The following is a 16,505-nucleotide window of genomic DNA, read 5'->3' on the forward strand; positions in this document are numbered from 1 at the left end:
GTAAAAAAGGAATAATTTGCACTCATGGATGAGTTTGAATTCGACGAAGCCAAAAGCCAGACTAATCTAGATAAGCACGGTATTGATTTCGTTTCTGCCCAAGGACTGTGGAAAGATCCGTACCTGCTTGAGCTGCGTGCCATATCAGAGGATGAACCCAGGTTCTTGCTGATTGGCAAGCTTGGTGAAAAGCACTGGTCAGCTGTCGTTACATACAGGGACGGTCGTATTCGTCTGATCTCCGTCAGGCGCTCTCGTCAGAAGGAGGTTGCGCTCTATGAAAGCTAAACACTTCGAAAAAAAATTTGAAGAAGGTCAGGAGGATATTATTAATGATCTTGATCTTTCTTCGGCTCGCCGCGTCAATCAAGAGCATAAGCGAATCAACGTCGACTTTCCGGCTTGGGTGGTAGAATCGTTAGATCGTGAGGCCGCGCGTATTGGCGTTACCCGCCAATCTATCATCAAGGTGTGGTTAGTGGAGCGACTTCAAGCAGAATCTGCTAACAAACCGCTCGGTGGAGATACTGCAGGCAGCTCACATTAGCGCGGCGTTAAAAACAAGATTGCAGTTATTACTGGTTTGATAAAAATGCCGGACTCGCCATTGGCGGTCCGGCATTTTTGTTTGCTTCAGCGTTAAAGGCTAGGCCATGTTGCGTGAGTAGAAAATCTCCAGCATTTCCTTGCGCAAGCGGCTTTCGATATCGCGGGCTTCTTCGAAAGTAATGTCGCGCCGTGAGGTGCCGAAAAGATAGTTATCCAGGTCAAAATCCTTGAGCAGCATCTTGGTGTGAAAAATGTTTTCCTGATACACGTTCACATCAATCATCTGGTAGGCCTCTTTGGTATCGTTGGCCAGATAGTCCTGAATCGAGGTGATTTCGTGGTCGATAAATAGCTTTTTGCCATCTACGTCACGGGTAAAACCACGCACCCGGTAATCCATGGTGACGATATCGGAATCGAAGCTGTGAATCAGATAGTTCAAGGCCTTTAGCGGGCTGATGTGACCGCAGGTCGATACATCAATATCCAGGCGAAACGTACTGATGCCGTTATCCGGGTGGGATTCCGGGTAGCTGTGTACCGTGACATGGCTTTTGTCCAGATGGCCAACCACGGTTTCGGGCAGAGGCCCGGGGCCGGGTTCAATATGGCCAAGTGTTGATTCTTCAAGTTCATGCTCGGCAATTAACACGGTCACACTGGCACCGTGGGGTTCGTAATCCTGACGGGCAATATTGAGCACGTGGGCGCCAATAATGTTGGTGACGTCCTTGAGGATCTGTGTCAAACGTTCTGCGTTATACAGCTCATCGATATAATCGATGTAGGCAGCGCGCTGTTCTTCCGTCTTGGCATAACAGATGTCGTAGATATTAAAGCTCAAAGAGCTTGTCAGGTTGTTAAACCCGTGGAGTCGGAGATTATCTGACATGTCCGAGCCTCCCTATGGCGGATGAAGACACCCCGACGAGCCAGCGCCGGAACCGAATCACTTGCGCACGGTTAAAGCCGTTAATGACAAGCGCGCGTATTATGCCCAGCTGAGCGCGATGATGCACCCAGCGAGCGAATGTTTTGCGAAGAAAATTTCTGTGTCGACCGTTTTATGCGGCGACAATCTCAAAAGAATGGCTGATCTCAACGCCACCGTTAACCAGCATGATAGAAGCGCTGCAGTATTTTTCGGCCGATAATTCAACGGCGCGTTGAACCTGCTTTTCTTTCAGGTCGTGGCCGGTTACTACGAAATGCACGTGAATGCGTGTGAAGACGGAAGGAACGCTATCGGCACGCTCTGCGTCAAGCTGGGCAACGCAGTCGGTCACATTGGCACGTGCCTTGTCGAGAATGTTGAGCACATCGAAGGCGGTGCAGCTGCCCATGCCCATTAACAGCATTTCCATCGGGCGAGGGCCAGTGTTGCGGCCACCATGCTCAGGTGGTCCGTCAATGACCACGCTATGGCCACTGCCGGATTCCGCGATGAACTGACGGCCATCTGTCCATTTAATCTGTGCTTTCATATTGTGGGCTCCATTGTCTGGGCGAATCGTAAACTGTGAATCGTGAATCGTGAATCGTGAATCGTGAATCGTGAATCGTGAATCGTGAATCGTGAATCGTGAGTCGTGAGTCGTGAGTCGCTAATGAGTGAGCTGGCGGTCAAGTAAATGAAGGCGTTCCGGCGTGCCGACGTCGACCCAGTTCCCGCGAAAGTGTTCGCCACTGACTCGCCCCTGATGCATGGCGTCTTTTAATAACGGTGCCAATGCGAAAGCGCCGGGCGGCTGCTCTGCCAGCAATGCCGGATGAATCACGCTGAGACCGGAAAACGTCAGTTTGGGCGAGCCGGTGGCCTGTAAGCGGCCATCCTGTAGCAGAAAGTCCCCGTCGGGGTGATGCTCAGGGTTGTCGACCAGCATCAGGTGCGCCAGGTCACTAGCGTTCAAAAAGCGTTGTTGGGGTAGCGCTTCGCACCATACATCGCCGTTGACCAGTAAAAAAGGAGCATCACCGAGCAGTGGCAGCGCCTGACGAATCCCCCCGCCGGTTTCCAGAGGCGTGGTTTCGCGGCTAAATTGCAGTGACAGGCCAAACTGACGCCCATCGCCCAATGCCTGTATGATCTGATCCGCCAGATAGCTGACGTTGATCACAACCTCCTCGATGCCAGCCTGTTGAAGGCGTTCAAGGTGATGGGCAATCAATGGCTTACCTGCCACCGGGAGTAACGGCTTGGGGCAGGTGTCAGTGAGTGGACGCATCCGCTTGCCCAGGCCCGCGGCAAGAATCATGGCTTTCATCGTAGCTCCATCAAAGGGTGTTTGCCGGGTGTCATCAAGTGCGCGCCAGATCAGCGGTACCTTGCATTATCGCAGGGCGCAATTGTTGCGAGACCCATTGCGCAAAGCCAGCGTGTGCCGGCAGAGCGGCGAGGCTGTCTTCTAGGTGATCAAGAAAATGGGGCAGGCGATCCAGATAACCTGACTTGTGATCCCGCAAGGTCAGACGGCAGAAAATACCCAGCACCTTGAGGGAGCGCTGTGCGGCCATGGCCTGGCATTGCTGCAGAAAGTCAGCTTCATCCGTACGGCTGCTCAAACGCCCATCGGCACGGGCGCGTTGATAGAACGACTGGATGGCATCGGCAAATTCGTCAGCACTGAAGCGCCAGTAGCGGCCGCGTAATACGGAAATCACATCGTAGCTCAAGGGGCCTGCCACTGCGTCCTGAAAGTCGATCATATAAAGCTGGTCGCGATGCACCATCAGGTTCATGGCATCAAAATCCCGGTGGACACTGACAAAGGGTTGGGCAAGGGCCTGCTCAATCAGGTCATTGCGCAGCGCAGGCCACTCGGGAGGGGGCGGCATTGCCAGCCACTGGTTGAGGCACCACTGCGGAAACAGGTCGAGTTCGCGCCCCAACAGTTCAGCATCGTAGCGTGGCAGCGGCGCTGGGGACGCACGGTTTTGCAACTCGCCGATCAGCATCAGCGCACTATGTGTCTCCCGGTGCACGCTGGCGGCATCGGTAAAATGGTGCTGCAGTGGCGTATCACCCAAGTCTTCAAGCAACAGGAATCCGTCTTCCAGATTGCTGGCAAACACTTGTGGCACCGGCAGCTGTGCGGCTTGCCATTGTTGGGCGATGGTCACAAAGGGCGTTGAATCTTCCTGTTCCGGCGGCGCGTCCATCACCACCTGAGTACTGCCATCGGGGAGTGTGAGACGAAAATAGCGCCGGAAACTGGCGTCGCCCACTGCATCGTGCAGGGTGATTTCATCCGTGTGAAGGCCGTTTTGTTGGGCGGCCCATTGGGTAAGGGCGTTAATCCGCAAAGAGGACATGCAAGCTCCTGGCTGGTCGGGCATTATGCTAGCTGTATAATACCGGTTCTCGATGCCAAGGATAATGATTATGGGCAAGCGATTTTTGCGCAGCCTACCGCTGACGTTTGCAGGCAGCCTGTTGGCCAGTGCTGCAACCACTGCGGTAGCCCAGCCAGCAGAGCACGACGGCGCGCAGCTGGACTGGCAGGCATGGGGGCAGGAGGAAGCTCGCCGCCAGGTTTGCCGTGGGCGATATGTGATGCCTGGTTATCGGCTGCCGGCCGGTCGTGATCTGCGAGAGATAATGATTGAAACCGATGCCTCTGACTATGCTGCTGATGGCGAAGCCATGCTGCGTGGTGATGTGGTGTTGCGCCAGGGCGATTCTGAACTGCAGGCCGAACAGCTCTTTGTGCCCGCCAGCCGTGAGCGCGTTGATGCGCAAGGTGCGTTCGAACTGCGTGATGGCCAGGCGCTGTTGCGCGGAGAAAAGGCAACGCTGTTCCTTGAGCAGGATCGCGGCTCGATTGAAAACAGTCAGTACGTACTTTACGAACAGCGGGTACGCGGTGAAGCGCGCCAGTTGGAACAACTTGATGAACAAGTGTATCGCCTGACTGATGCGAGCTTCACGACCTGTGAGCCGGGTGAAAACAGCTGGCAGCTGATCAGCAGTGATATTCGCTTGGATCAGGCGAATGGCTATGGCGTTGCGCGTCATGCGCGGCTTGAAGTGAAGGGCGTGCCGGTTTTCTACTGGCCGTGGCTGCGTTTTCCGATTGATGATCGTCGTCAAACGGGCTTGTTGTCACCGTCGGTGAGCTTTTCCAGCGATCAGCTGGACTTCACTCAGCCGTTTTACTGGAATATCGCACCCAATCAGGATGCCACCGTTACACCGCGCTGGATCAGTGACCGCGGGCTGCTGCTTGGTGGCCAGTACCGTTATCTGACTGAGCGTTATGGTAGCGGCATGCTGGAAGGTGCCTGGCTGAGCAGTGATGACGGTGGCTCCGGTGGCGATGCTAACCGCTATGAAGGTCAGGATCGTTGGTATCTGGATGTCCAGCATGGCGGGCGCGTCAATGATGCCAGCGACTATCAGCTTCGCTATGGCGCCGCCAGCGATGGACGTTACTTTGACGATTTCAGTGATAACTTTGGTTCCAATGACCGATACAGCATGGAGCGCCTAGCACAGATCGATTATCAGGGTGAGCGCTGGCGTTTGGATGCCCGTTTGCAAGGGTACCAGCGGTTGGACGACCCGCTGAGTGATAGCGATAAACCGTTTTATCGTTTGCCAAGCTTAAACGCGACCGCCAGTTGGTCGCAGGATAATGGTCTGTATACCGAATGGAACAGTAACGCGACCTACTTCTGGCGGGATGTCGACCAGGCCCAGGTGCCCATCCGGGAAGCCGCCAACGGGAGTCGTATTCACCTGGCACCTGCCGTGGGCTGGCGCTATGAAAAACCATGGGGCTATCTGGCACCGCGCGCTGAGTTATGGCATACCGCCTATGCGCTGGACTACGGCAACCGACAGACGCAGCGCGATACGTCGCCGAACCGCAGTGCCACCATTAGCTCGATTGATGGCGGGCTGTTCTTTGAGCGTGAGCTGGCGCTAGGCGAACGTGACTATCGGCAAACCCTGGAGCCGCGGATCAATTACGCCTTCGTGCCACGCATTGATCAGGTTGACCTGCCTGAGTTTGACAGCCGCGAGCGGGCATTTTCTTGGGAGCAGCTATGGTCTCCCAAACGTTTTTCCGGCAGTGACCGGGTCGGTGACCTGAATCGCCTGTCGGTAGGATTGGAATCGCGCCTGATCGAGGACAGCAATAGTCAGGAGCATCTGAGCGTCGGCGTGGGGCAGAGCCTTTACTTTGCCGATCGCCGTGTCGGTATCGACGGTAATGACCAATCGCTGCCGCAACAATCAGATACTAATCCTGATGTTAATCCCGAACGTTTTTATCAAGCCACACGCGATCGCTCGCCTCTAGTTTCCAGGATTGATTGGCAGGTTAATGAGCGTTGGCGTACGTCGGCCCAATGGCTTTACGATGAACAGCGTGAACTCACGGAACATACAGGCGTCGATATTGCGTACCGTCATCCACGCGGCCATGTCGTGAACCTGGGGTACCGCTGGGAAATAGAAGGGTTTGACCCGGCGCTGGATCCGGTCGATGAGAGTTACCGTAATTTTGATCGCGAAGAGTGGGAACTCTCGTTTGCCTGGAAAGCCAGTCCGAAGATTGATCTGATCGGCCACTACCTGCACGATCAAAGCAACGACCGTGCCCTTGAGAAGCTGGCCGGCGTGCAATGGAATGACTGCTGTTACGGCTTGCAGCTGGTTTGGCGTGACTGGGTGGATGATAACGACACGGCACGGGTTAATGATGACTTTAATGACCGTGGCCTGTTCTTGCGCTTTGTACTTCACGGCCTGGGCGGCGTTGGGCAAGACGCTGACAGCTACTTTGAACGCACTATTCCTGGCTATCGCCCATCGGCGCTTTAATTACTCAGGACTCAAGAAAGAGACGTTTTACATGATGAAGAAAGCTACTTGGCAAACACCGGCACACCCTATGGCGGCTCAGCACGGTAAGCGCTGGTTGCAGCAGGCAAAGCAGCTGGCATGGGGAGGAACACTATCGCTTCTGGTGGGCGCTGGTACCTTGATGGTGTCGTCAAACGCGGCGGCACAATCGCTACCTGGCAGTGAGCGCCAGATGCTGGATAGCGTGGTGGCGGTCGTCAATGAGAGCGCCATCATGCGCAGCGACCTTGACCGCCGTATTGATCAGGCCATCCGCCAGATCAGCTCTCAAGGGGAAACCCCACCAGGCCGTGCTCAGTTGGAACAGCAGGTGCTCGAGCAGATGGTACTTGAGGAAGTTCAGTTGCAGAGGGCCCGCCGTGCGAATCTGAGCGTTGACGATACCGAACTCAACGGTCAGGTGCGCGGTATTGCTGAATCGAATGGTATGACGTTACAGGCCTTTGCTGATCGTCTGGAAGCTGACGGCACCAGCCTCGCTCAGGTACGTGAGGAAATTCGCCGTGAAATGCTGATTCGTCAGCTGCAGCAGCGCGAAGTCAGCCAGCGAGTGTCTGTCAGCAATGGTGACGTGGATCGCTTTCTGGCAGAGCAGGGCGGTTCACAAGGCGTAAGCATGTCAGAAACACGGGCTCGCCACATTCTGATTGGCGTTGGTTCGGGGCGTAGCGAAGAACAGGCTCGAGCTTTCGTCGAGCAGGCAATGACACGCCTGGAGCAGGGGGAGTCGTTTGCGGCGGTGGCACGCGAGATGAGCGATGACCAGGGCAGTGCCGTCAATGGCGGTGCGCTGGGTTGGCTTAGCCCCGGGCAAACCGTGCCCGCTTTTGACGACGCCATGAATCAGCTTCAGATAGGGCAGGTGTCCTCGCCGGTGCGCTCGCAGTTCGGTTACCACATTATTGAAGTGTTGGAACGTCGTCAGGCCAGTAACGCTGAAAATTTACGCGAGCAGGTGCGTCAGGCTATTTTCCAGCGTCGCGCCAATGAAGAAGTGAGTACCTGGCAACGTGAGATTCGTGACCAGGCCTTTGTGGAAATCCGGCTCTAATGATGGATCCGCAATACGCTTCTTCGCAGCGGCCGGTGGCCATCACCACCGGTGAGCCTGCCGGTATTGGCCCTGAGTTGATGCTGATGCTGGCAGCGCGCAATCAGCTGCCGGGTTCTTGTGTGGCCGTTGCCGATAAACACCTGCTTAAAGCCCGTGCCAGTTCACTTGGGCTCAAGGTGGAACTGGTTGACTGCCAGCCTGGCGACCCCTTGCCTGAGGGGGATAACGTGCTTCCCGTCTGGCATTGCGCGTTGCGGGCACCTTGCCAGCCAGGGCTGCTTGACCCTGCCAATGCAGGCTATGTGATTGATACGCTGAACCTCGCTGTCAATGCCTGCCGGAGTGGGCAGGCGCTGGCGATGACAACCGCGCCACTGCACAAAGGCGTGATCATTGACGGCGGATATACCGACTTCACCGGCCATACTGAATGGCTGCGTGATGCCTGTGGCGTTGACGAAGTCGTCATGATGCTGGCGACCGACAATGCCTTGCATACGCAGGCCAGTGACTGGCCAGGTGACGGCAGCTTACGGGTTGCGCTGGTCACGACACACCTGCCGTTGCGAGAGGTGGCGGATGCGGTGACCCCGGAGCGAGTGGCGCGGGTCAGCCGTATTCTGGCAGCAGATCTGACCCGTCAGTTCGGGATTGCCGAGCCCCGCATCTCGGTGTGTGGCCTGAACCCCCATGCGGGCGAGGATGGCCACCTGGGGCGTGAAGAGCTTGATGTTATCATTCCCACCCTGAAGGCACTCAGAGAAGAAGGGTTGAACATGGGCGGGCCATTTCCAGCGGATACCCTGTTCACGCCGCGCCATCTGGCGCAGGCAGACGCGGTGCTGGCGATGTATCATGATCAGGGTCTGGCTGTATTAAAGTATGCAGGTTTCGGCAATGCTGCCAATATTACGCTTGGCCTGCCGCTGGTACGTACCTCGGTAGACCATGGTACGGCGCTCGATCTGGCAGGGCGTGGCAGTGCATCGCCCGCCAGCTTGCAGGTGGCCATTCGTCTGGCCCGCCAATTGGCAGATACCCAGGCAAAAAAAGCGTGAGGGTGTGTCCGCTCCCTTGTTGGCAAGACAAATGCGGCGTATCGACTTTTTATGATTAATCCAGGAATTCTGCTTAATGTCTCAGGTCCCGCAACACCGAGCGCGCAAACGTTTTGGTCAGAACTTTCTACGCGACCCCGGTATTATCGGACGCATCATTCGAGCCATAGGCCCACGTGACGAGGATCGCCTGGTCGAAATCGGCCCTGGCCAAGGGGCGCTGACCGAGCCACTGCTGGAAGCCACGGGCAAACTTGAAGTGATTGAACTTGACCGCGACCTGATCCCCGGATTACGCGTCAAGTTCTTCAACTACCTGCAGTTTGTGATCCACGAAGGTGATGCCCTGGCCTTTGATTTTGACGCACTGAAAGGTAATGGCCCGGCACTGCGCGTGGTAGGCAACCTGCCTTACAACATATCAACCCCCTTGATCGTACATTTGCTGCAGGCAGAAAATGCGGTGGCAGATATGCACTTCATGCTTCAGAAAGAAGTCGTTGAGCGCCTGGCCGCTACGCCGGACGGCCCGGACTGGGGGCGGCTTTCCGTCATGGCGCAATATTACTGTCAGGTGGAGCAGCTGTTTATTGTGCCGCCGGAGGCCTTTGTCCCGCGCCCGAAGATCGATTCTGCCATTGTGCGCCTGACACCCCATGCGACGATTCCGCATCCTGCTGACGATACTGAACTGCTGTTTTCACTGGTGAAAATGGCTTTTGGTCAGCGTCGCAAGACGCTGCGCAATAATTTCAAAGGGCGTGTCAGCGCTGAAACCCTTGAAGATCTCGGGATTGACCCGGGACGTCGACCGCAAACGTTGAGCGTTGAGGAATATGTGCGTATTGCCAACCGTGTTGCCAGCGATGATGCGGCAAGCGGCGGTGAGTCGTGAGTGCTCTGGATATCCAGGTGGTGGTCACCAGTCACTATCAGGCGGCTGAGTCCAGTGACGTTCAGGGACGCTACGTGTTCAGCTATCGTGTCACGGTGCATAACCAGAGCCCGCATAGTGTTCAGTTGCTGGCCCGTTACTGGAAAATCACTCAGGGGAGTGGGGAGCATCAGGAAGTGCGAGGCAAAGGCGTGGTGGGCCAGCAACCTCTGATTGGCCCTGGCCAGCGCTTTCGTTATACCAGCCGCGCCATTCTGCAAACCCCGGTGGGCACCATGGAAGGTGCCTACACGCTGCTTGACACCTCAACTCAGCGTGCCTTTGATGTCGCCGTGGCGCCATTTCGTCTTGCAGCGCCGCTGTCGATTCACTGATTCCCATGCTTGCGGCTTCCCGGGTCGTTCTTTATCAGCCTCCAGTGGCACTGCGTCTGTAACCCCGTATTGATAAAACAAGGAACCATGATGAGCACCTACGTGATTGGCGATTTACATGGCAGCCACGCAGAGTTTGTGGCCTTGCTGGATAAACTCGCCTTTAATCCAGAACGTGATCGTGTGTGGCTGGTCGGTGACCTGGTTAATCGTGGCCCGGGTTCGCTGGAATGCCTGCGTGAAGCCCGCCAGTTAGGGGGGGCTGTTAGCTGTGTGCTGGGTAATCACGACTTCCATCTGCTGGTGGTGGCGCGCGGCAACGGCAAGCTGCGTAAAAAAGATACGCTGGATGAGATTCTAAGCGCTCCTGACCGTGAGCCGTTATTGGATTGGCTCCAGCAGCAGTCGCTGAGTGTCGCGCAGGACAACGCCTTGATGGTGCACGCTGGCATCCTGCCACAGTGGTCAATGCCTCAGGCCCAGGCATTGGGCGAAGAGGTGGAAAGCGCGTTAAGGAGTGAAAACTCAGGCCATTTCCTGGGTAACCTGTTTGGGGATCAGCCCAACTGCTGGCGGGATGATCTGGAAGGCATGGATCGTCTGCGCTGTATCGTCAATGTTTTCACCCGAATGCGGTTTATTTCATCGCAAGGGTGCCTTGATTTTGCTGCCAAACAGGGCCTGGAAAGTGCGCCGGAAGGCTATGCTCCCTGGTTCCAGTATCCGCGTAACGATAATATCCAGCTGATGTTCGGCCATTGGGCGGCACTGGAAGGGCGTACCCCTGACGCACCTATCAAGGTGGATGCCCTGGACACAGGGTGCGCCTATGGTGGTTCGCTGACAGCGATGAACCTCGCCACCGGTGAGCGCACTAGCGTCGCCAGCCAAGCTGCTAAGTCATGAACGGTTTTAACACGGATAAACGCCTGGCCGGGCTGGAAGTCTACCGGGTGGGTGGCGCAGTGCGCGATACATTGCTGGGGTGGCCCGTCTACGATAACGACTGGGTGGTGGTGGGTGCCACGCCTCAGGACATGCAGCGCCGTGGGTTTAAGCCTGTCGGGCGGGACTTTCCGGTTTTTCTGCACCCTGATACAGCGGAAGAATACGCCCTGGCGCGCACCGAGCGTAAGTCCGGGCACGGCTACGCTGGCTTTGCCGTGCATGCCAGCCCGGATGTCACCCTGGAAGAAGACCTTGGGCGTCGTGACCTGACGGTCAATGCCATGGCGCAAGCGCCGGATGGCGCCATCATAGACCCTTATCACGGCCAGCAGGACTTACACGCAGGCTTGCTGCGGCATGTTTCAGCTGCGTTCAGTGAAGACCCGTTGCGGGTCTTGCGCACGGCGCGTTTTCTGGCCCGCTACGCAGGGCGCGGGTTTCAGATTGCCGAGCCGACGCTTGCATTGATGGCCACGGTTAGCCAAAGCGGTGAGTTAACCCATCTGGCAGCAGAGCGCGTCTGGGTGGAAAGCGAGAAAGCCTTGGGCGAGCCGTCACCGGCGGCGTATTTTCAGGCCTTGCAGGCATGTGGCGCACTGGCGGTCTGGTGGCCGGAACTGGACGGCGATCATTTGGCACAAGGGTTGGCGGCATTGGCAGAGGTGACGGAAACGAAAGGGTTGGAAGAGAACAAGCTGGAAAAAAGTGCCTGCCAGGCGCATTGGCGCTATGCGCGGCTGGTGTCGGGGCTAACCGATCAGCAACGCGACGCGCTTGCCGACAGGCTTAAGCTGCCCAAGGCGGTTGCCCAGCTAGCCGCTCATGTGGCGCTAACCCAGACATACCTGAACGAGTGGCAGGCAGCGCCACCAACGGCGGACGCGGTGCTTGGCTGGCTCAATCAGCTGGATGCCTGGCGTAAACCCGAGCAGGTAGAGCGGCAGTTGGTACTGGTCGCGCAACTAGCGCCGAAGCTAGCGTTACCGCTGCGGCAAGCCTGGCAGGACGCCGCCGCCATTAATCCTAAAGCATTGGTAGAGGCGGGTTACCGTGGGGCTGAAATCGGCGAAAAGCTCGCTGCCCAGCGCCAGGTGATGATTGCTCAGTGCCTCAGTGACACGTCCAGCCACTAGCGAACCGCCGCAAAGGCAAGCGGCATATCAGCCTCGGAAATCAGCTGGCCCCGCCAAGTGAAATCTACGGCCCACAGGCGTTGGTCGCCCAGCGTAAACTGGGCCCAAAGCTCAGCGTAAGACGTCTGGCAAGTCGGGTGTGCCTGATCGGGTAAAAGTTCTGCCAATGGCTGGAGAACGAAGGCGTTGTGGGTCACCTCGGCTCTGGGCAATAAAATCCCATCGACGACTCCTTGCAGGTCACCCACCGTCAGCAGATCGATATCCAGGGCACGCGGGCTGTACTTTGGGGTGTCCGGACGTCGTCCATGTTGAGTTTCAAGGTGTTTCGCCCATGCCTGTATTTCGCCTGGTGAACAATCACTCTGAAAGGCCACCACCAGGTTATAGAAATTGCGTTTATCCTTGAAGCCGACCGGCTCGCTTTCAAAGATGCGCGAAATCTGCAGGGCGCCAAACGTTTCCGTTAAAGCGTCAAGACACAGGCGGATATGCTGGGTGGGGGCAATGTTGCTGCCCAGGCTAAGGGTGACTAGGGTCATGTTCAGGCCTCGCCCCGAGTAATGGTTAGCCCGACACTGCAAGCTTGCGAAACGGCACCGGGCTTGCGCACGGTAAGTTTGACGCGGCCAAGGGAGTATTCACGGCGCAGGGTTTCAACGAGCCTTTCTGCAAAGGTTTCAATCAAGGCAAACTGGTGGGCGTCGGCAAAATGCTGGATGCGCTGAGAAATGATGGCGTAATCCAGGGTCAAGGTAACATCGTCACTCGCCGCCGCAGGGCGAATGTCGGTGGTCATCTCCAGATCCAGGCTAAGCGACTGGCGAAGGGTACGCTCCCAGTCATAAACCCCGATCACCGTGTCGACCTTGAGCGCTTCGATAAAAATGCAATCCATAAATCTCCCCTTGCAATAAGCGAGGGATTGTACGTGAGCCAGCAGTGAAACGACAGGCTCTCACAGGGGAAAGCCATGGTCGGTGTCGCTGATTCGACAGAGTTAGTCGTGAGGCGCGCCCAAGCAGCCGGGAGCCTCAAGCTTATCCAGCGGCCAGCGCGGAATTGCCTGCATCTGCCCGGGCTCGTCGCGTTCGCCTGCTGCCAAACGTTGAGCGCCCACATAGGCAATCATGGCGCCGTTGTCGGTACAAAAGCGCCCGCGTGGATAATAGGCACGGGCCTGACGTTTCTGGCATTCGAGCGCCAGGCGTTCGCGAAGCCGTGTGTTGGCGCTGACCCCACCGGCCATCACGATGCGTTTTAGTCCGGTCTGGTCCAGCGCGCGGCGGCATTTTATTACCAGGGTGTCGACGACCGCTTCTTCAAAGGCGCGGGCGACATCAGCACACGCCTGGTCGTCGAAAGCCTCCTCGGCTTTCAGGTCGCGGATTGCTGTCATGGTGTGGGTTTTCAGGCCGGAAAAACTGAAATCAAGCCCAGGCCGGTCGGTCATCGGGCGTGGGAAACGCATTCGCTTGGGGTCACCCTGTTCCGCCAGGCGCGCTACATGGGGGCCGCCGGGGTAAGGGAGATTGAGCATTTTGGCAGCCTTGTCAAAGGCTTCACCCGCAGCATCATCCACGGATTCCCCCAGCAACTGGTAGCGGCCAATGCCTTCTACAGCGACCAGTTGGGTGTGGCCACCTGACACCAGCAGGGCGACAAACGGAAATTCAGGCGCTTCATCTTCCAGCATCGGGGCGAGCAGGTGGCCTTCCATGTGATGAACGCCGAGCACGGGAATGTCCAGCGCGCGGGCCATACCGTGAGCCGTGGCCGCGCCGACCATTAGCGCACCTACCAGGCCAGGGCCGGCGGTGTAGGTGATGCCGTCAAGCTGATGGCGTGTCAAACCGGCTTCTGCCAGTACCTGCTCAATCAGCGGCAGCAGTTTGCGTGTGTGGTCTCGCGAGGCAAGCTCCGGTACGACGCCGCCATACTCGGCGTGCATGTCTATCTGGCTGTAGAGTGCATCTGCCAGCAAGCCTTTGCCGCCTGTATAGGTAGTATCGTAAATGGCTACGCCGGTTTCATCACAAGACGTTTCGATGCCGAGTACACGCATGGAAGGTTCCTGACATTGTCGCGATAACAAGCGCCTGACATGGCTGACATGCCCGGCTGCGCTGAAAAGGTGGTTATAATAGCAGTTTCACGCCGTCATGTATCTCGAATGGAAAGCTGATATGCAGGGATGATTTGCAAAGCGGCAGATTCACCACTAAACTATCGTGCGCTGTAAAACAGGTTCATACACGCTGGAAAACGCCATCATTATGTATGGCTTAATCTGGCCGCTGTATGGGCTATCCGAACTCAAGACTCCTTAAGGTAGGTGAGTGCTTAATGCCTTCTGTAAAAGTACGTGATAACGAGCCGTTTGACGTCGCCTTGCGTCGTTTCAAGCGTTCTTGCGAAAAAGCCGGTGTTCTCTCTGAAGTACGTCGTCGCGAGAACTACGAAAAGCCGACTGCTGAACGCAAACGCAAAGCGGCAGCTGCCGTGAAGCGTCACGCGAAGAAGCTTCAGCGTGAACGTAAGCGTTTCGAACGTCTCTATTGATCCGTACCGGAAGCGCTTCCTTTTCGGGAAGTTCTTCTAGAAGGATGCCAAGCGGCTACCACTGTGGTGGCCGCTTGTTTTCGTTTTTGTCAGGTGCTTGCGTAAGGCCTTTATGATTGACGGGTTTTACCCAAGCAGTTGAACAGGCCGATAGCCTGGATGCTGTATCCAGCTATTGTGCGTTGACCCAGCGAGTACCCGCGTTTCTATGGCAGGTCAGATTCCTCAGCGTTTTATTGATGACTTGTTGAGCCGCGTCGACGTGGTTGAGGTGGTGGGTGAGCGCGTGCAGCTCAAAAAAGCCGGTCGCAATTACTCTGGCTTGTGCCCCTTTCATCAGGAGAATACGCCGTCTTTCACGGTTAGCGCTGATAAGCAGTTTTACCACTGCTTCGGTTGCGGTGCCCATGGCAGTGCTCTGCGCTTTTTGATGGAATATGACAAGTTGCCGTTTCCAGAAGCCGTTGAGCAGCTTGCCGGACGCCTGGGGCTTGAGGTGCCGCGAGAGGGGGCAGATGACCCGCGTGCCCGAGAGCGTGAAAAAAAACGTGATCAGGGTGTCAATCTCCTCGAGTTGGCGGCGAGCTTCTATCGGGAGCGTATCGTCATGCAGGAAGGGCAAGCGGCGCAGCAGTACCTGAATGAGCGTGGCCTGTCACCTGACGTGGTAAAAACCTATGGTGTCGGTTATGCGCCAGCAGGTTGGGATGCGCTGAAGCAGCACTTGTCTGCGCGTGGCGTTAGTGAAGCCGTTCAGGTTGAGTACGGTCTGTTGATCAATCATGAAACGTCGGGCCGGACCTATGACCGTTTTCGTGACCGGGTCATGTTCCCGATTCGTGATCTGCGCGGGCGAACCATTGCCTTTGGCGGGCGAGTGCTGGGGGATGCCAAACCCAAGTACCTGAATTCGCCGGAAACGCCAGTCTTTCATAAAGGGCGTGAGCTTTACGGCCTTTATGAGGCCCGCCAGTCACCGGATAGGCTGGAACAGCTGGTGCTGGTGGAAGGCTATATGGACGTAGTGGCGCTGGCGCAGTTTGGCATCCGCAACGCCGTCGCTACGCTGGGTACGGCGACAACGGAAGATCATCTCAGGCGGCTGTTCCGTATGGTTAGCCGCGTGGTGTTTTGTTTCGATGGTGACAGGGCGGGCCGCCAGGCGGCGAGCCGTGCATTGGAAACCGTGTTGCCGCAGATGATTGATGGGCGAGAGGCGCGTTTTCTTTTTTTACCGGAAGGCGATGACCCGGATGACCTGGTGCGTCGTGAAGGCGCGCAAGCTTTCAAGAATCGCGTGACCTGCGCCATGCCGCTGTCCGAGTTTCTGTTTGAGCAGGCGGCGCAAGGGCGTGACCTGAACGCGGTGGAAGGGCGGGAACGCTTCGCCAGCCAGATGTTAGTGGCGTTGAGCAAGGTGCCTGAGGGAATGCTCAGGTCGCTGCTGTTTGAGGAGTTGTCGCGGCGTAGCGGGTTGCGTGAAGCGCAGCTGACTTCCCTTTTGCAGCAGCAGGAAGCCAGGCGTTTACCGGCGGCTCCACCGTCAGATGCTTCTCAAGACGCCGCTTTTGCGGGCGATGCGCCACAAGCGCCTGCCAAAAAAGGCGGCACGCAGCGACGGGGTGTTCTGTCTCCCGTGGCGCAGATCATACAGCTTTTGCTGCATGAGCCGTCTCTGGTTGAGGTGGTGGATGAGTCGCTTGAGTGGCTACCGGAAAATGAAGAAGGCAACCTGTGCCGGGAGTTGTTGGCGCTTTTGCAGGCAGGTCGTTTTCGGAGCCCGCAGGTGGTGCTAGCGCATTTTCAAGGCAGTGCTCAAGGGCAGTGGTTGACGGCGTTAGCGCAACAGGAATTATTGATGCCAAAAGAAGCCCGGAAGACGGAAATCGAAGGCATTATCGAGCATTTGCAGCAGGCTCAACGTAAGCGCTCGCCAGAGCAGGAATACTCAGCCCTGATTGATCAGGAGCGAGCAGGAAAGAAGCTCGATAGCGAACAACGTCAGCGCCTTGCCCAGTTAATTGTAGAATTAACCCGGCGCTAGAAGGTCAGACGGGGTT

18 protein-coding genes are annotated in these 16,505 nt (G+C 56.7%); 11 read left to right on the plus strand and 7 right to left on the minus strand.

What is annotated here, in order from left to right; all coding sequences use genetic code 11:
* Positions 1–24 precede the first annotated feature (24 nt).
* Together ACU6TU_RS04235 and brnA are read left to right on the plus strand one after the other, a co-directional pair.
* Positions 25–288: a BrnT family toxin gene (locus tag ACU6TU_RS04235; RefSeq protein WP_447143336.1), complete on the plus strand. Its 264-nt coding sequence runs from the start codon at positions 25–27 to the stop codon at positions 286–288.
* Positions 278–547 carry a type II toxin-antitoxin system BrnA family antitoxin gene (gene brnA / locus ACU6TU_RS04240; RefSeq protein WP_447143337.1) on the plus strand — a complete coding sequence of 90 codons (270 nt, stop codon included), beginning with the start codon at positions 278–280 and terminating at the stop codon, positions 545–547. Before ACU6TU_RS04235 ends, brnA begins: the two co-directional genes overlap by 11 nt.
* Positions 548–646: 99 nt before the next feature.
* Here brnA and speD read toward each other — a convergent pair whose 3' ends face one another.
* The 4 genes from speD to ACU6TU_RS04260 all read right to left on the minus strand — a co-directional run bounded on the left by speD (position 647) and on the right by ACU6TU_RS04260 (position 3,861).
* Entirely contained in the window at positions 647–1,441 is a 795-nt protein-coding gene (gene speD / locus ACU6TU_RS04245; protein ID WP_447143338.1) for an adenosylmethionine decarboxylase, read from the minus strand.
* 172 nt (positions 1,442–1,613) lie between these two features.
* On the minus strand, positions 1,614–2,033 hold the full coding sequence (locus tag ACU6TU_RS04250; RefSeq protein ID WP_447143339.1) for an OsmC family protein: 420 nt from the start codon (positions 2,031–2,033) through the stop codon (positions 1,614–1,616).
* 120 nt (positions 2,034–2,153) lie between these two features.
* Positions 2,154–2,813 carry an N-acetylmuramate alpha-1-phosphate uridylyltransferase MurU gene (gene murU / locus ACU6TU_RS04255; RefSeq protein WP_447143340.1) on the minus strand — a complete coding sequence of 220 codons (660 nt, stop codon included), beginning with the start codon at positions 2,811–2,813 and terminating at the stop codon, positions 2,154–2,156.
* A 34-nt stretch (positions 2,814–2,847) separates the two neighbouring features.
* Positions 2,848–3,861 (minus strand): aminoglycoside phosphotransferase family protein, encoded by a 1,014-nt coding sequence (locus ACU6TU_RS04260; RefSeq protein WP_447143341.1) that lies wholly within the window; start codon positions 3,859–3,861, stop codon positions 2,848–2,850.
* A gap of 70 nt (positions 3,862–3,931) precedes the next feature.
* On the opposite strand from ACU6TU_RS04260, the gene ACU6TU_RS04265 reads away from it, so the two are divergent.
* From ACU6TU_RS04265 to ACU6TU_RS04295, 7 genes are all read left to right on the plus strand, one after another.
* On the plus strand, positions 3,932–6,379 hold the full coding sequence (locus ACU6TU_RS04265) for an LPS-assembly protein LptD (RefSeq protein ID WP_447143342.1): 2,448 nt from the start codon (positions 3,932–3,934) through the stop codon (positions 6,377–6,379).
* Positions 6,380–6,410: 31 nt separating this feature from the next.
* Entirely contained in the window at positions 6,411–7,472 is a 1,062-nt protein-coding gene (locus ACU6TU_RS04270; protein WP_447143343.1) for a peptidylprolyl isomerase, read from the plus strand.
* A complete protein-coding gene (pdxA, locus tag ACU6TU_RS04275; protein ID WP_447143344.1) occupies positions 7,472–8,533 on the plus strand; it encodes a 4-hydroxythreonine-4-phosphate dehydrogenase PdxA in 1,062 nt (353 codons plus the stop codon). The genes ACU6TU_RS04270 and pdxA overlap by 1 nt, the downstream gene beginning before the upstream one ends.
* Positions 8,534–8,609: 76 nt before the next feature.
* Entirely contained in the window at positions 8,610–9,428 is an 819-nt protein-coding gene (gene rsmA, locus ACU6TU_RS04280; protein WP_447143345.1) for a 16S rRNA (adenine(1518)-N(6)/adenine(1519)-N(6))-dimethyltransferase RsmA, read from the plus strand.
* Complete coding sequence (gene apaG, locus ACU6TU_RS04285) at positions 9,425–9,802, plus strand: Co2+/Mg2+ efflux protein ApaG (RefSeq protein ID WP_447143346.1); 378 nt, start codon at positions 9,425–9,427, stop codon at positions 9,800–9,802. The genes rsmA and apaG overlap by 4 nt, the downstream gene beginning before the upstream one ends.
* Positions 9,803–9,892: 90 nt before the next feature.
* Positions 9,893–10,708, plus strand: coding sequence for a symmetrical bis(5'-nucleosyl)-tetraphosphatase (locus ACU6TU_RS04290; protein ID WP_447143347.1), 816 nt, complete (start codon positions 9,893–9,895; stop codon positions 10,706–10,708).
* A complete protein-coding gene (locus ACU6TU_RS04295) occupies positions 10,705–11,883 on the plus strand; it encodes a polynucleotide adenylyltransferase (protein ID WP_447143348.1) in 1,179 nt (392 codons plus the stop codon). Before ACU6TU_RS04290 ends, ACU6TU_RS04295 begins: the two co-directional genes overlap by 4 nt.
* On the opposite strand, the gene folK is transcribed toward ACU6TU_RS04295, so the two are convergent.
* The 3 genes from folK to tsaD form a co-directional block, all read right to left on the minus strand.
* Positions 11,880–12,425 carry a 2-amino-4-hydroxy-6-hydroxymethyldihydropteridine diphosphokinase gene (gene folK / locus ACU6TU_RS04300; protein WP_447143349.1) on the minus strand — a complete coding sequence of 182 codons (546 nt, stop codon included), beginning with the start codon at positions 12,423–12,425 and terminating at the stop codon, positions 11,880–11,882. The two genes, ACU6TU_RS04295 and folK, sit on opposite strands and share 4 nt — an antisense overlap.
* Positions 12,426–12,427: 2 nt before the next feature.
* Complete coding sequence (gene folB / locus ACU6TU_RS04305) at positions 12,428–12,781, minus strand: dihydroneopterin aldolase (RefSeq protein WP_447143350.1); 354 nt, start codon at positions 12,779–12,781, stop codon at positions 12,428–12,430.
* Between the two features lie 102 nt (positions 12,782–12,883).
* Positions 12,884–13,948 (minus strand): tRNA (adenosine(37)-N6)-threonylcarbamoyltransferase complex transferase subunit TsaD, encoded by a 1,065-nt coding sequence (gene tsaD, locus ACU6TU_RS04310; RefSeq protein ID WP_447143351.1) that lies wholly within the window; start codon positions 13,946–13,948, stop codon positions 12,884–12,886.
* Positions 13,949–14,229: 281 nt separating this feature from the next.
* Here tsaD and rpsU point away from each other — a divergent pair, with 281 nt between their 5' ends.
* On the plus strand, positions 14,230–14,445 hold the full coding sequence (gene rpsU, locus ACU6TU_RS04315) for a 30S ribosomal protein S21 (RefSeq protein ID WP_086622362.1): 216 nt from the start codon (positions 14,230–14,232) through the stop codon (positions 14,443–14,445).
* Positions 14,446–14,653: 208 nt separating this feature from the next.
* The gene (dnaG, locus tag ACU6TU_RS04320; RefSeq protein WP_447143352.1) at positions 14,654–16,489 is read left to right on the plus strand and encodes a DNA primase; all 1,836 of its coding nucleotides are present in this window, start codon (positions 14,654–14,656) and stop codon (positions 16,487–16,489) included.
* Positions 16,490–16,505 lie beyond the last annotated feature (16 nt).

The organism is Halomonas sp. LS-001, assembly GCF_052983955.1.